A 16,497-nucleotide genomic window follows, 5' to 3' on the forward strand; every position below is an offset into this window, starting at 1 on the left:
GAAATAGTTGATAAAGTTATTTCTGTTGCTCTCGATTTGATGAATCCTCAACATTTAAAAAATTGGTTCACTAATTGTTGTTACTGTACCTCATAACACCGGGAAGTGCTGTATTGATCATAAATCATTTCGTGGAATCTTAACAGGTTTAACAGAAGCATTTGTCATTGGTAATGAAAATTGTAGAGAAATAATTAACAAAGATAGTCGAAATTCAAAAATAATTCGTTCATTTATTTTAGGTCGTAATATAAAACCTTATGCAATTCCTGAAGTAGAAAATTATTTAATAAAAATTGATAAAGGCTTTACCAATTCATTTAGAGAAAATCAAGATGCTTGGATATGGTTATCGGAAAATTATTCAGCAGTTTCTAATTATTTAAGTCTATTTAAAGATCAAGCAGAAAAAAGAACAGATAAAGGTGATTACTGGTGGGAGTTGAGAGCCTGTGATTATTATCAAGAATTTGAAAAACCTAAAATAATGTATCAAATATTTCAGACAAAACCATGTTTTATTTATGATGAACAGGGGCTATATTGTAATAATTCTATGTGGATTATTTCCAAAGCAGATAAGATTTTATTGGCTATTCTTAATTCAAAAATGGGTTGGTGGCTAATTTCAAAATACTGTACCGCTATTCAAAATGGATTTCAATTAATTTGGAAATACTTTGGACAAATCCCAATTCCTCAAGCAAATCCAAAACAAGGGGAAGTTATTACTTCCGTTGTTAATCAAATTCTCACTGCTAAAAAATCAGATCCAAAAGCAGATACAACCACATTAGAAACAGAAATAGATCAACTAGTTTATCAACTTTATGAATTAACACCAGAGGAAATTAAAATCATAGAAGGGTAAACACCACAAATTCCAGATCCCCGACTTCTGAGATTAATTTATCATTTATTGATAAGATAAAAAAGAAGTCGGGGATATTATTTTCATCCCTAACGCACCTCATTTAAACTTTCAATTTGTTCCGTAAACATCTCTGTAAACAAACTCATTACCGTGCGTTCTTCACGAACTTTAATATTAGCAGTAATGGACATCCCTGACTGTAAAGATATCTTTCTATCTTGATTCGTGAGATTTAAATGTTGTTTGTCTAACTTAACTGTGGCCGGAAATCTATAAAATTGATGGTTTTGGTCTGGAGGTAAAGCATCTGAAGCAATCTTAGTTACTTTACCTTTAATATCACCAAATTCACTAAAGGGAAAGGAGTCAATTCTTACATCTACGTTCATACCTTTTTTGACAAAACCAATGTCTTTATTGGTAATGAAAACTTCTGCTGATAGGTTTTCTTTGGGGACAATTTGTAGTAATTTTTGTGTGGAATTAGCAACAAAGCCAACATTTTTAGCCTGGAGATCAAAAACTATTCCTCCTACTGGAGCGCGAAGTTCTTGATATTTAAAGTTTAATTGTGTTTGCGATATTTTGCTATTTATGTCTGCTAAACGCTGTTCATTGTCTAAAATGACCTTCGTGAACTGACTATCAATTTCAGCAATGCGTTGTTTATTATTGCCTATTTTTTCCAAAATATCTTTACCGGAACTAGCAACTGTATTAGTTAATTGCTGTTTTCCTTTATCAATATCAAATTCTAGACGTTTTATTTCTTCCTGCAATTGTGAGATTTCCGCTGCGAGAGTTTGTACCTGTTGTTTCTGATTCAGATATTGAAGTTGGGAAATACCCCTTCTTCCGCTAAGACTTTGATTTTGGCTAAAATACCGCTTTGAATGGCTAGACTATTGCGAGTATCTTGCAGTTTAAATTGAGTTTGAGAAAGTTGTTTTCTAGTTTTTTCAACTTCTAAATTTGCGGCTTTGGAACGAGACGCTAATTCTATTTTTGCAACTGCTAGTAGTTGTTCTTCGTCAATTCCTATTCCTGCTGTTCCCGATGAATTTCTCAATTGAGAACGTAATAGTTCATTTGCTGCTACTAAGGAAGCGCGACTTTTGAGCAGAAATGCTGATTCTCCTGGTAGTTTACTGCGTAAAAATTCTATTTCAGAATCTTTACCTCTGCTTGCTCCCATTAAGCGTCGATAGATATTGTTTTCTTGAATTAAAGCTATGCGAATTTTATTCAAGGCATTTAATTCTGCTAGGGTAGCAATAGACTCAAATGTTAATAACAATTGTCCTGGTTTTACTTCGTCTCCATCTTTTACATAAATTGATTTAACGACTCCATTAACGGGAGCTTGTACCTCTTTGACTGTTCCTTCTGGTTTTAATTGACCCGTTGCAGGAATTGTTTGCTCAATTTTGGCTAAACAAGCCCAAGTAATTCCAAAACAAGCTAATCCCATGAGGGTGATCATGATGGTTCGTGACCATATTGGAGATTGTCGTAAAACTACAGATTGCTCAAAATTATCGAAATTAAAGTCAATTTTAGGCTGTTGGGAACTGGGTTTGGGAGATGTTAATACTTTTGAGTCTTTATATGATCCATTGCCATTTCCGTTTCCGTTGCCATTTCCGTTGCTGCGATTACCATTAACTTGAGTCATAATAATTTGGGATTTGGGATTTTAGATTGAATATTTACTGGAGTGTCATTTGAGCTTGGCTCTGTTATCAGTTGGATTTTATTTAAGCAACTGACAGGGTTTAGCATTGCTAAACCCCTAGAAATAATTGACTACAAATTTACTTCCTGTTGTTGATAAAGATAGAAATAATGACCTTTAGCAGCCATAAGTTCTTGATGATTACCTTGTTCTATCATCCTACTGTTATCCATGACGACGATAGTATCGGCATTACTAACAGTATTTAAACGGTGGGTAATGAAGAAGACGGTACTACCTTTAAAAGCGCGAGCTAAGTTCAGACAAATTTGTTTTTCGGTGGGATAATCTAGAGCGCTGGTGGCTTCATCTAGAACTAGTAATTTAGGTCTTTGTAACACAGAACGTGCGATCGCAATTCTTTGTCTTTGTCCACCAGAAAGGGCTGATCCTCTTTCCCCAACTCGCGTATTATAGCCTTGGGGTAAACCCATAATAAATTCATGGGCAACGGCAATTTGAGCAGCTTCAATAATCTCCTCTGTTGTGGCTTCAGGATTAGTTAAAGCAATATTTTCCTGTACTGTACCATCAAATAAAAGGGTATCTTGAGGAACTACACCAATTTGTCGCCGCAGAGAATAAAGTTCGACTTTGGCAATGTCGTAACCATCAACTAAAATTCTGCCAGATTCTGTGTCATAAAGTCTGAGCAGTAATTTCATCATTGTACTTTTTCCCGAACCACTTTGTCCAACAATACCGACAAATTGACCTGCGGGAAATTCGACAGTAACATTACTCAATTGTAGGGGGCCTGAGGCGGCAAATCGGAAGGAAACGTTTTCATATTTGACTCCACCAATAATCGGTGGGAGGGGAATATTATTCTTATCTATTTCTGCTTCTTGGGGGCTGTCAACAATATCGCTTAATCGTTCTAAGGATAACCCGGTTTCTTGGAAGTTCTGCCAGATTTGTGCCAGCCGTAATATGGGGGTGGTAACGTAACTAGAAATAATCCGAAAGGCAATTAATTCCCCTAATGTTAGTTCTTGTTTTAAAACTAAATAAGCTCCCACCCATAAAACTAATAAGCTGCTGAGTTTGCTTAAAAACTGACTTGTGGAGTTAGCTAATGTGGAAGTAATAACGGTTTTAAAACCTGCGGCCACAAATTTAGCATATTTTTTTTGCCAAGAAAAACGCGATCGCAATTCAATATTTTGGGCTTTAACTGTTTGAATACCTGACATCACCTCCACTAAATAAGATTGAGTTTCGGCGTTACGTTCTGCTTTACCTCTTAATTGTCTACTCACTGTTGGGGCAGCAATTAATGTCACTAACACAAATAGAGGGATGGTTCCTAAACCTACTATGGTCAATTGCCAACTGTAAAACAGCATGACCACTATATAAACTACGGAAAATAGGGCATCTAACACTACTGTTAAGGCCGTACCCGTGAGGAACTGACGAATATTTTCTAGTTCATTAATTCTGGTGGATAATTCACCCACTGGCCTTTTATCAAAATACCGCAGTGGTAAGCGCAATAGGTGGTCAATAATTTGTGACCCCAAACTCATATCAATGCGGTTGGTGGTATCTACAAATAAGTAAGTCCGCAATGTAGTTAATACCGCTTCAAATACACCCACTGCTAATAGTAATACTCCTAAAACATTTAGGGTATTAATACTATTTTGAACGATGACTTTATCAATAATTAGCTGAATGATTAGAGGATTAGCTAGGGCGGCTAATTGGACGAAGAAGGAAGCAATAAATACTTCTATTAGCACCCGTCGGTAACGGGATAAGTAAGGAACAAACCATCCTAATCCAAAGCGTTCTTTAGGTGTTTCCTTGGTAGCACTGAGCAATAAAACCCTAACTTGTGGTTGTAAGTTGGTTTCATCTGTTTCTAATTCTTTCAGCAATTTATCAAGGTTGGTGTTGATAATACCTTGAGATGGTACACCCAAAACGGCTTTTTTTCCATTTACGGCATAAAGAACCGCAAAACTGTCACGATAGCGAATTAATGCTGGGGTAGGAATGCGGTTAATGGAAACAGCCGGAACATCAACTAGCTGGGATTTGAGTCCAATTAATTCTGATAAATAAGCGCAAAGTTGAAAAGATACACTGCCTTGACGCTTGATTTGGTCATTTAAAATGCGGCGGACTACTTCTTTCCGAAAGGGAATTTCTAAATGCTTGGATAGCATTTGAAAACAAGCCAGACTAGATTCTAGTTCTCCCTGTCCTTTAAAAAATGGATATTTTTGATTTTTTGGTAAATCCTTTGATGTGCTTGTCCCAATAAATTCCGATTCTGTTGCGTAGGGAACTTCTTCTATGGTGACAGTACCATCTAACAGATTTTCTAATTTCTCTGTTTTTAGAGGTGGACTATCCACTAATGATAAATCATTCTGACTGATACCCAACAAACGGACAGGCAGTTTATCTTTAACTTCAATTACTTCGTCTTCTAAGCGAGAACCAGGGGTTAAATTGCTCAGATCACAACTACTACTTACAAACCAAATTCGATCACTTTCTAATTCTCTTAAAGACGTTTTTCCTGGTCGTAAATAGTGAATTTTTGACCCTAATAACGCCTGTTCCGTCAGGTCTTTGAGATTATGATTGGCTAAAGGTTGTTGTGCTATCTGTAAACTCAAGATATCAAATACTTCTGCCAAGTTAGTTATTTGTTGACGAGCCTGAGTAAATGCTAAATTTCGAGATAGGAATTGTAAATAATCTGCTGCATTCCAGGTTAAACATATCACTTCTTCATAGGCGATCGCTGTTTCGCACGGAATTTGACGTAACCAAGAAATTTCCCCAATTACCGCTCCTGGTTCTACTATTTTTAAAGTAATTGGTGATTGGTTTTCCGGGTATCCTAGTAGTCTGATCCTGCCTTGATAAAGAATTGATACTTTTTGAGGTAATTGTTCTTTGCCAACAATTTTCTGCCCCATGCGGTAACGTAAAGGCTGTAAAATTTGTGGTGATGAGAGTTTGCTAATTTCCTCGCTTGATAATTGGTCAAACCCTGGAATCGTGGCAATAAATTCTTCAAAGGTACTCTTAGTATAAGTCATGTTTCTTGAGGTTAATTATGTCAATTTATATTGGCCAAAGGTTCGGGTAATTTATGATGTTTGAATTTGCCATTTTCGTTCTGTCATTTGTTCTTGTAACCATTGATTAAATCTTTCATTCAGCAACCGTTGCCGCATTGAACGATCCAGTTGGGCTGGTAGTAATTTTTCCAAGCGGACAATTACCAGTACATTATTAATTTGAGTTGGTGGTGATAACTGCTGTGGCTGGCTTCTTGAAAGGATATTCACCAATGTTGGATGAAGGGATTGTAAATCTATTGGACCTACTAATCCATCAGTTTGAGCTTCTGGACCTTGGGCATATTCCCGTGCTAACTCAGCGAAAGACTGTTCACCCTCTTTGATGCGGAAGTAGATTTCTTGGGCAATCCCGATTTCCGAGGTAGTAATCAGCGAATAAATTACCCTATCTAGTTGGGCTTTACGTTGGAAGAAGTACGAGTTTAAATCCCCACCCCAAGTGGCCTCTTTAAACTTTTCTAGTTTTAATTGTCGCATGGCCATGATCTTTAATTGCTGGAAATTTTCTCCTTGTTGATCTATTCCCTGATATTGTTGGGCTAATTGTTCGCAGACCTGTTTTTCTTCTTCTGGAGTATGGACAATTTCGGCTGCTGCGATCGCTTGATCAATGATAATTTCCTTGATTAATACGGGAATAAGCTGGTATTCCGATATTAATGATAGAACTTCTCCGGGCTGGAGGATGCGATCGCCCCATTGCAGGACTTGATTCTTATGGCTTGTGATCAGATTTGTCACCGTTTTTAACTGCTTTTGAAAAGATAATAGGACTAAGTTTTGAACAAGTTATCTTTTGGTTAAGATTAGATAATCTATTACTAATTTACTCTGCTTTCGAGTTAGTGTATAGATGTATATCAGTAAATTTTCCATCGGCAGAAGTTGATTTGCTAGATGTAGATAATCAGACTGTTGATATTTGGATATTATTGTACCAAAATACCATGGATTGATAAATTTGTCATACCAAACTTACTTTTACTCTATAAATCTTTGCTAACCTTAACTATGGCATCATCCCCTGCTAAATTGCTCGTTCTGGATCACAGAAAATCAGGCCGGTAAATCGTAATTACGACTTACCAGCCTGAAGTAGACAATTAAATTTATTGCTCCTACCTCATCAAATCATCCTAATTAACGGAATCTGCCAGGATTTAGACGAGCAGGGTCTTTTTTTGGTCTATTGCGTCCAATTCCTACCCCATTTCTCAATTTTTTGGCAGTACCACCATCTTGAGGATCAAGGTATGGTTTCAAATTAATTCCACTTCTAAAAGAACTAAGCTGATTATTACCACTTACAAGTGTTTGTCCTATGTTGTATAAACTATCTCCCTTTCCTCTCTGAGGTTCAGTGTAGGTATCAACAGCAATAGTTTGTTGTCCACTATCAGCGGTAGTGAGATTTTGGAATACACTATTACGGATTGCATAGGGATCTTTACCACGGGGTACTGTTAAGACAATTCGACAATTGGGTTGGGCTTCAGTGGTGACACAAATAATATTTTCGTTGTTTTCTAAAGCTATTCGTAGTTCTTGTAAACCATCGGGACGATATAATTCTAAACGTCCTGCGATCGCTTGACAACGTTTTTGGGCATCCCAACCCCCACCTAAATTTTGAGGTGCAGCCCAAGCAAAATATTGTCCTGGTTGACTTTGGGGCTGATACATGACTGTAAACTGTCCATTGTAAGATTGACAACTAAATCTTGTACTACTGTTAACTGTGGTAGAATTTGGTACACTGGTTGTAGTTGAACTTGATGGAACTGTACTTGAACCTGATGGAATTGTAGGCACCACAACTTGAGCAACAGTCACAGCATTTCCAAAAAATAAAGAACAGCCAAGACTACTCAAGAATAAGAACCGCAGCGATTGTAAAGACATAAATATAATCCGTAGTGGAGATAGGTAAATAGCTGATGTCTATATTGACGGAGAACATAAGTTTTTGATTCATGGAAAAATCTGTTTTTTGTTTTTACTACCGCAGAAACCGCTGTATTATATGTTTACTAAAATTTAAATTTATTAATGTATTGCAACAATTATGAAATATTTCTTAAAATTTGCCTAGTCCTACATATTCCCTGCTAACGCTATATTAGAGGTTTTGTAAGTCATGCGCCCATGGAAATTATTATTGGTTGGCTGTACCCCAAGTTAATGAGTACTTATGGTGATCGGGGAAATGTGATTACCATAGAACGTCGCGCCCAGTGGCGGGGGTATAATGTGACTGTATTGCCCTTGGATCAAAATTCCACCGCAGAAGATATCAAATCAGTAGATGTGATTGTCGGTGGTGGGGCGCAAGACCGTCAACAAGAAATTGTGATGCGGGATTTACAGGGTGAAAAAGCTGAGGCCATGCGTCATAAAATAGAAAATGGTACACCGGGAGTTTTTACCTGTGGTTCTCCTCAACTACTGGGAAATTATTATGAACCAGCTTTCGGAAAAAGAATTGAGGGTTTAGGAATATTGGATTTAGTTTCTGTTCATCCTGGTGAAAATACTAAAAGATGTATTGGTAATTTGGTCATAGAAGTTACAGCTTCCCGGTTAGCAGCCGAATTGCAAGCAATGACAGGGATAAAACCTTATTTAGTCGGGTTTGAAAATCACGGTGGCCGGACTAAATTAGGGAAGGTGGAAGCTTTGGGGCGGGTAGTGTATGGCTTGGGTAATAATGGAGAAGATGGAACAGAAGGAGCGTTTTATCAAAATGCGATCGCTACCTACTCCCATGGTCCATTATTACCTAAAAATCCCTTTGTTGCTGATTGGTTAATTCAAACCGCGTTAAGATTAAAATATCAGCAAGAAATCAAACTTTCAGCTTTAGATGATACCTTAGCGATGCAGGGACGAGAAGCAATGTTTAAACGGTTAAAAGTTGATTTACCCAATGCTGCGGGAATCAGAATTTAAAATAGGTGTAGTTTAGATTAAATAAGAATCTAAATTTTAATATTAAACTACATGATTTTTATAGAAAAAAAACATAATTTTCTATAAAACATCTGATAAGTTACTATAAAAACCCGAAATCATTTAGTTAGTCATCATTTGAAATCTGTGCAACTTCCTTCTTTACCAGAATTTGAAAATCGCTCGTATCATCACCCTGATCAGGGTTTGCAAGAATTACTCAGTCGTCTGATCATCAGAATGCAACGAGATGAATTGATCAGACAAACGACAAATCAATTGCGAGAATCTTTACAGGTTGATCGGGTAGTATTGTATTATTTTTATGGACAATGGCAAGGACAAGTGACATTTGAGTCATTAGGTTCTGATGAATATTCGATTCTCGGTTCTACTGGTCCTAGTGATTGTTTTAATAATGAGTATGCTGCGTTATACTTAAAAGGACGAGTACGAGCGATCGCTGATATAGAATTAGAAGCGATTGAGGATTGTCACCGTGAATTTCTGCGCGGTATGCAGGTTCGGGCTAATTTAGTAGTGCCAATTTTAATACCAAGGGGATTATGGGGGCTATTAGTAGCTCATCACTGCCAAAGTGCGCGTTTTTGGACTTTAGCAGATATTGAATTGATGGAAAAGGGAGCGGGAACTTTAGCAACAGATTCTAATATTTTAGAGAGCTAATCATGTAAAGAATTTTTCTGATGTTGATGTTTTTTAGATATTATATTTGAGAAAGAAGTCGGTAAGCTGATGCTTTATCTGTGGTCATCAAAACGGAATTATTCACTGGGACGCACATCCTGGTAATATGATTGATATTAAAAGAAAATAGAAATACTGTAGGGGCAACCACAGGGGGTTGCCCTTAGCTAATCTAGCTTTTGCAGCTTGGAAATGCTAGAAAATAATACAATATTCATAATCCACCAACCCGAAACGGTAATGGTTCAAATCCCTATTAAACCCTTAACCCTTGATGAATTTCTCAAATTACCAGAAACCAAACCGGCAAAGGAATTTGTTAACGGCCAAATCATTCAAAAACCCATGCCTCAAGGAAAACATAGTACAGTTCAGCTTGACCTCGGTTCTAGTATTAACCTAGCACTCAAACCCCGGGGCGTAGCCCGTGTATACTCTGAATTACGCTGTACCTTTGGCGGTAGATCCATTGTACCTGATCTTGCAGTCTTCACTTGGGAACGCATTCCCCGTGATGAAAATGGTGAAGTTGCTAAGACCTTTGCTATCGCTATCGCTCCTAACTGGACAATTGAAATACTTTCTCCTGAACCAAGTCAAACTAAAGTTGTTCGTAATATCCTCCATTGTATTAGTCATGGTACTCAAATGGGTTGGTTAATTGACCCCGCAGAAAAACTAGTTTTTGTCTATTTTAGTGATCAACGTATTCTATTATTTGAACTAGAAACAGATGGCTTACCTGTTCCACCTTTTGCTGAGTCTTTTAATCTTACTGTAGGTCAACTTTTCAGTTGGCTAAATGAATAAATGCTATCAGCGATCGCTTTTTTAAGTCGTGGTAATGTATTTGGTATAGTGCTAAGTTCTCTGTCAACTGCAAATTTTATGGATTCCCATTTGCCACTGTGTCAAGCTATAGCCCATCGTATTATTACTAATTCCCAAAAAAGAATTACCTTTGCGGAATACATGGATATGGTGTTATATCATCCAGAATATGGCTATTATGCCAGTGATGCTGTAAAAATTGGATTTCGAGATAGTGACTTTTTCACATCTGCCAGTTTAGGATCTGATTTTGGGGAATTACTGACCAAGCAATTTTATCAAATGTGGGAGATTTTAGATCAACCCATATCCTTTAATTTGGTAGAAATGGGAGCAGGACAAGGCATATTAGCCTCCCATATTCTCAACTATGCAAAGCAAGAATACCCAGACTTTTTTGCAGCGGTCAAATATATTATTGTTGAAAAATCACAAAGTTTAAAACAAGAACAACAACAACGGTTACAAGATTTTTCTGTAGATTGGTGTAACTTGGAAGAAATCACCCCCAATTCCATTATTGGCTGTTTCTTCTCCAATGAATTAGTGGATGCTTTTCCAGTCCATCAATTTATTTTAAATGGGGGGGAATTACGGGAAATTTACGTTACTGTTGAGCAAAAACCGGAGGAAGAAAATTCTGCTTTACCTATATTTATTGAAATCATGGCAGAACCATCAACACCACAATTAGGGGAGTATTTTAAGTTGGTGGGAATTGATTTAAGCCAAAATACTTATGAAAATGGCTATCGCAGTGAAATTAATTTAGCAGCTTTGAAATGGTTGGGTATAGTAGCAGACTGCTTGCAACGCGGCTATGTGTTAACAATTGATTATGGCTACCCCGCACATCGTTATTATCACCCCAGAAGAGATCAGGGAACTCTCCAATGCTACTACCAACATCGTCATCATGATCATCCTTATATCAATATTGGCAGACAAGATATCACCGCCCATGTTGACTTTACAGCCTTATCATCCTGGGGTGAAAGGTGTGGACTCAAAAAAGTTGGTTGGACCGAGCAAGGCTTATTTTTAATGGCATTGGGAATAGGTGAAAGATTAGCTGCTCTCTCCTTTCAACAGCAACCAATATCACAGTTGCTACAGCGACGGGAAGGATTACACCAATTAATTAATCCAGGGGGACTAGGCAATTTTGGGGTTTTGGTCCAAAGTCGAGGACTAACTGCACAAGAGGCATCAAAACCACTGCTGGGATTAGTCGTACCAGAGTAGAGATCAAAGAGAAAGGTTAAAAATCTCTTTAACAATCCCGTATGAGTCTTGTTTGCACTAGCATAACAGAGATGACATTCAAATGACAAATCTACCCCAGAGAAATAATTATGACTGCTCATGATCTGTTAGTGCTAGTAACTCTATTGTCTCCCGGCATCTTACTTTCCGTGATCATAATGGTGACTTTTGCCGCAGGAGGCTAGGAGATTTTGGATTTTAGATTTTGGATTTTATCTAAAATCTAAAATTCAGATCACAACTGACAACTGACCACTGACTAAGGAACGTGAAACATGAAGGTGGCATTTCTGGGAACTGGATTGATGGGACTACCGATGGCTCAAAGGTTATTAGCAGCCAATATAGAGCTAATTGCCTATAATCGCACCCCAGAAAAATTAGAACCGCTACGGGCAGCAGGGGCGGAAATTGTAACAAAACCGCGGGAAGCCATCCGCGCTGCTGACTGTATAGTCCTAATGCTTTCTAACGCCGCAGCTATTTATCATGTCTTGCTGACAGATACCTCTTGGCATACTTTATCAGGACGCAGCATCATTCAAATGGGGACAATTACCCCCGTAGAAAGCCAAGAAATCAGAGATGCAGTAGTTGCGGCTGGAGGCGAATATATAGAAGCGCCTGTCCTCGGTAGTATTCCCGAAGCTAAAACTGGCAAATTAATCGTCATGGTAGGTGGAGAGGAGGAACAGTATCAACGTCATTTCCCACTCCTCCAACATTTTGGAGACAATCCTGTATACATAGGACCTGTGGGTACTGCTTCTACCCTCACCCTAGCACTCAATCAACTCATTGCTTCACTGACAACTAGCTTTGCTCTCAGTCTGGCTTTTATCCAGTTGCAAGGTATTGATGTTGATTTGTTTATGCAAATTCTACGCGAAAGTAAACTTTATGCTCCCACCTTTGATCAAAATTTGCGGCGGATGTTAGATGGTAATTATAATAATGCCAACTTACCGACAAAACAACTGATCAAAGAAATAGATTTATTTATCTCTGAAGCTAAATCCTTGGGTTTGAATCTCAGCAGTATTGAGGGTGTAAGGCAAATCTTACACGCGACTATGAAAATGTCTTATCCAGAAGATGATTATTCATCGGTATTTCCAGCAATTCGGGAATGGGGTGAAGTCAGTGGCGGTTGAGGTAAGCTGTTACCCATCTCAATTTGATCATCTTCATCTGGCTAGATGTTGTGGTGCGGGCATCTTGCCCGCTAGAATTATACAAATTAAATGCAGTTTAAAGGCAGTAAAGCCTTCCGGCTAAAACGGGATATCATCTGGATCGGGTTCTGGTGTAACTCCTACAGGGGACGGAGACTGAACGGGTGCGGGTTGGTATGTCAGTTGAGGGGCTGCTACCTGCGGTTCATTTTTTTGAGCAGGGGCTGATGGGGGATAGTTTGATTCATAATTCGTCGGGCGGTAGCTAGGTGATGCTACAGTAGTTTCTACTACAGGTGTGGTTCTCTTAGCAGCTGGTGGTGAATTAGTATAAGTACCTTGTTCAATAGCGTAAATCTTTTGCACCGTCAACTCTGCGCGTTTTTCCTTAAATCCTTCGGGGCGATCAATTGTATTCATACCTAAGCGCCCTTCTATAATAATGCGATCGCCTTGATGATAACTTTGGTGAATCTCTTTTGCCAAATTTCCCCAACCTACGACTTTTAAAGGATGAGTTGGATCATCTGGTTTTGTTCCTGGCACATGAACAATCATTTCTGTCACTTCCAACCCATCTGGTGTGTGACGCAGTTGAGGATTATCATAAATTTCCGCCATCAAAATACAACTGTTCATTACCTGCTCCTGATTTTCAATACTTTTTCTCGCAGTGAATTTAACTTCACGAGAAAATTTTAGCATAATTAATTACAGCATTTTTTATGTATTTATACCACACTCTGAATTAATCTACTCCTTCGCTTCTTCGCTCCTTTGCGTCTTGGCGCGAAACTTCGATTAAAATGTGGTTCATTTACCTAAAAATGGCTGTAAAACGATGATCATACTTACCGTTCCTGTACCGGAGGGAATCATCATCTTTCTATATTACAAGAATTGCGGCTCAAAGCCCTCATAGCACGGTGTGATGTCACCCAAAAAGTTTTTCAGTAAGTCCTATATATTTATTCATACATTGACAACTCAAGCATATTTATCTTAAAAATAACTTTATTGATGCGTATATTTGCCCTTGACTTGGGAGGATTTACCCCATTAAGCAGCGAAAAACAAACCACCTTTGGGTATTATCCTGTAATAATAGCAGAATGTGTCACATAAATTTTGCCTAAGTCCTATTTTTGTGTCAGGTAATATTGAAAGTAAAAAAAAACACAAATCCCTCTTGATAAAAGCCACTTTTTTTCAGTGATTTAACTAGTTGACAATCAATAAAAATGCAAAATATTATCACAAATGTAATGTGTAGAAAAAATTTAAAGGTTAATAGAATAATATGGCAACCATGAACGGAACAGCAGCAGCAGACAACCTCGTCGGTACAACGAGTGGCGATATTCTCAATGGTTTAGGTGGTAATGATACCCTCAATGGTGGGGGAGGAAATGATCAGATTTTTGGTGAGGTCTCCGTACCCTATTTCACCTATAATGGCAAATTTTACCTCTTGAGTAATGCAGGTACTTGGACACAAGCACAAGCACAAGCCGTTACTTTAGGTGGTAATCTTGTTACCGTTAATGATGCTGCGGAAAATCAATTTCTAGTTAACACCTTTGGTGGTACGGAAGGTTTATGGATTGGTTTGACAGACGAGGTGACTGAAGGAACATTTAAATGGGCAAATGGAGAAGCTGTCACTTATACTAACTGGGCTCCAGGTGAACCTAATGATGATGGTGGTCAAGACTATGCTTGGATCAATTTTCAAAATCCCGGGGAATGGGATGATGCTGGTGATACATTTAATAATTTCAATTTCCGAGGAATCATTGAAATCGAAATCGCTAACCCATCTAATGACACAATCATCGGTAGCACAGGCAACGATACAATTAATGGGGGTATTGGTCAAGACACAGCCGATTATAGTGCCATAGGTCAAGCCATTACCCTGAAACCAACAGGAGTAGTTACCAAAGGTACAGCAGGAACAGACCAACTGGTTGGGATAGAGAACATTATCGGTGCAACGGGTCTAACTAACATTATTGATGCTTCCACAGCCACCAGCACTGCTACCATTAATGCCAATTTAGCGACTAAATCCCTAGTTGTGAATACTGGTGATAGTGCTTTCCCCACTTTGTCCTTTTCCGTTCATAATTTTGTTAATGTTATTGGTACAGCCAATAATGACACAATTACTGGGAATGATGGCAATAATATCCTCGTAGGAAATGGCGGTAATGACATTTTAACCGGTAATAGTGGTAATGATACCCTCAATGGTGGAGAAGGAAATGATCAGATTTTTGGTGATGTTACCTCTGCTATTACTGCTTCTATTTTCACCTATAATGGCAAATTTTACCTCTTGAGTAATGCAGGTACTTGGACACAAGCACAAGCACAAGCCGTTACTTTAGGTGGTAATCTTGTTACCGTTAATGATGCTGCGGAAAATCAATTTCTAGTTAACACCTTTGGTAGTTCAGAAGCTTTATGGATTGGTTTGACAGACGAGGTGACTGAAGGAACATTTAAATGGGCAAATGGAGAAGCTGTCACTTATACTAACTGGTTTCCAGGTGAACCTAATGATTTAAATAATGAAGACTACGTAGAATTTAATTTTGTAGGAGCGGGAATATGGAACGATCTTCCCAATTCATTGCTATTATTACGAGGAATTATCGAAATCGCTAACTCTAATGACACAATTATCGGTAGCACAGGTGATGATACAATTAACGGCGGTTTAGGAAGCGATACAGTTAACTATAGCAGTCTTACGGAAGCAATTACCCTGTTAGCAGGTGGAATCGTTAATAAAGGCTCTTTTGGCACAGATACAATTGTGGACGTAGAAACTGTAATTGGTGCTACAGGTCAATCTAACACCATTGACGCATCCACTGGAATCGCTACCACCACATCCCTCAACGTCAATCTAGCCACTAATAACCTGATCATCAACGGATTACCAGCGCTGATTAATTCTATCACCTTAAACGTGCAGAATTTCCTAAATGTGGTTGGTACTACTCAAAACGATACCATCAAAGGTAATAATCTGGCTAACGAGTTAGTTGGAAATACTGGCAATGATACCATCCAGGGTAACGATGGAAATGATATTCTTGATGGTGGTGACGGTAATGATCAACTATTTGGTGGGAATAACGATGATCAACTATTTGGTGGTCTCGGTAATGATATTCTGCAAGGGGATAATGGAAATGATTTCCTCAACGGTGACTTAGGAAATGATACCCTCAGAGGTCTTGCTGGTGATGATATCCTTGATGGTGGTGTCGGTAATGATAGCTTGTTAGGTGGTGTTGGTAACGACATTCTCGTTGGTGATTTTGGTGATGATATTCTCAATGCAGAGGCAGGTAACGATTTAGTATTTGGAGATGATGGTAATGATCGGTTGTATGGTGGTGATGGATCAGATGAATTAAACGGGGGTATAGGCAAGGATTTCCTTTATGGAGGCAATAATAATGATACCCTCTTCGGAAATGATGATAATGACACCCTCTGGGGTGAAGCTGGAAATGACATTCTCAATGGTGGTAAAGGCAATGATATTTTGGTAGGAGGAGCAAACAATGATGTTTTTGTAATTGCACTAAGTAATGGTGCTGATATCGTTCAAGACTTCCAAGATGGATTGGACCGCATTGGCTTAAGTGGGGGTTTACTATTTACTCAATTGACAATTTTAGGAACTGGTACTAATACTGTGATCAGGAATACGAGCAGTGGTGAAATTTTCGCTACTTTGCAAAATGTTAGTTCCACATTGATTACAAGTGTTGACTTCACTGTAGTTTAAATTAGTATCATGTTTGGCGGTTATAAACCGCAGCTACA

The 16,497-nt window shown here is 38.3% G+C and carries 11 protein-coding genes and 1 pseudogene; 7 read left to right on the forward strand and 5 right to left on the reverse strand.

Annotation, left to right across the window (positions count from 1 at the left end; all coding sequences use genetic code 11):
• The first annotated feature begins 235 nt into the window (after positions 1-235).
• On the forward strand, positions 236-871 hold the full coding sequence (locus H6F62_RS10075; protein ID WP_347238706.1) for a TaqI-like C-terminal specificity domain-containing protein: 636 nt from the start codon (positions 236-238) through the stop codon (positions 869-871).
• An 89-nt stretch (positions 872-960) separates the two neighbouring features.
• On the opposite strand, the pseudogene H6F62_RS10080 reads toward H6F62_RS10075, so the two are convergent.
• From H6F62_RS10080 to H6F62_RS10095, 4 genes and pseudogenes are all read right to left on the reverse strand, one after another.
• A pseudogene (locus H6F62_RS10080) lies at positions 961-2,549 on the reverse strand (HlyD family efflux transporter periplasmic adaptor subunit).
• A 131-nt stretch (positions 2,550-2,680) separates the two neighbouring features.
• Positions 2,681-5,674 (reverse strand): peptidase domain-containing ABC transporter, encoded by a 2,994-nt coding sequence (locus H6F62_RS10085; protein ID WP_190371949.1) that lies wholly within the window; start codon positions 5,672-5,674, stop codon positions 2,681-2,683.
• Positions 5,675-5,725: 51 nt separating this feature from the next.
• Positions 5,726-6,451 (reverse strand): peptidylprolyl isomerase, encoded by a 726-nt coding sequence (locus tag H6F62_RS10090; protein ID WP_137909325.1) that lies wholly within the window; start codon positions 6,449-6,451, stop codon positions 5,726-5,728.
• Positions 6,452-6,859: 408 nt separating this feature from the next.
• The gene (locus H6F62_RS10095; RefSeq protein WP_190371950.1) at positions 6,860-7,621 is read right to left on the reverse strand and encodes a COP23 domain-containing protein; all 762 of its coding nucleotides are present in this window, start codon (positions 7,619-7,621) and stop codon (positions 6,860-6,862) included.
• 243 nt (positions 7,622-7,864) lie between these two features.
• On the opposite strand from H6F62_RS10095, the gene H6F62_RS10100 reads away from it, so the two are divergent.
• From H6F62_RS10100 to H6F62_RS10120, 5 genes are all read left to right on the forward strand, one after another.
• Positions 7,865-8,668: a type 1 glutamine amidotransferase gene (locus H6F62_RS10100; protein WP_137909316.1), complete on the forward strand. Its 804-nt coding sequence runs from the start codon at positions 7,865-7,867 to the stop codon at positions 8,666-8,668.
• Positions 8,669-8,815: 147 nt separating this feature from the next.
• Positions 8,816-9,355, forward strand: a complete 540-nt coding sequence (locus tag H6F62_RS10105) for a GAF domain-containing protein (RefSeq protein WP_236097179.1) — start codon at positions 8,816-8,818, stop codon at positions 9,353-9,355.
• Between the two features lie 261 nt (positions 9,356-9,616).
• On the forward strand, positions 9,617-10,186 hold the full coding sequence (locus H6F62_RS10110; RefSeq protein WP_190371951.1) for a Uma2 family endonuclease: 570 nt from the start codon (positions 9,617-9,619) through the stop codon (positions 10,184-10,186).
• A 78-nt stretch (positions 10,187-10,264) separates the two neighbouring features.
• Positions 10,265-11,452, forward strand: coding sequence for a class I SAM-dependent methyltransferase (locus H6F62_RS10115; RefSeq protein ID WP_137909327.1), 1,188 nt, complete (start codon positions 10,265-10,267; stop codon positions 11,450-11,452).
• A 296-nt stretch (positions 11,453-11,748) separates the two neighbouring features.
• Positions 11,749-12,627: an NAD(P)-dependent oxidoreductase gene (locus tag H6F62_RS10120; RefSeq protein ID WP_028082087.1), complete on the forward strand. Its 879-nt coding sequence runs from the start codon at positions 11,749-11,751 to the stop codon at positions 12,625-12,627.
• A 120-nt stretch (positions 12,628-12,747) separates the two neighbouring features.
• On the opposite strand, the gene H6F62_RS10125 is transcribed toward H6F62_RS10120, so the two are convergent.
• Entirely contained in the window at positions 12,748-13,287 is a 540-nt protein-coding gene (locus H6F62_RS10125; RefSeq protein WP_137909328.1) for a single-stranded DNA-binding protein, read from the reverse strand.
• A gap of 661 nt (positions 13,288-13,948) precedes the next feature.
• Between H6F62_RS10125 and H6F62_RS21195 the strand changes: the two genes are divergently transcribed.
• Complete coding sequence (locus H6F62_RS21195; RefSeq protein ID WP_190371952.1) at positions 13,949-16,459, forward strand: lectin-like protein; 2,511 nt, start codon at positions 13,949-13,951, stop codon at positions 16,457-16,459.
• Positions 16,460-16,497: the final 38 nt, after the last annotated feature.

Source organism: Anabaena sp. FACHB-1391 (assembly GCF_014696755.1).
GTDB classification, from domain to species: Bacteria; Cyanobacteriota; Cyanobacteriia; order Cyanobacteriales; family Nostocaceae; genus Dolichospermum; species Dolichospermum planctonicum.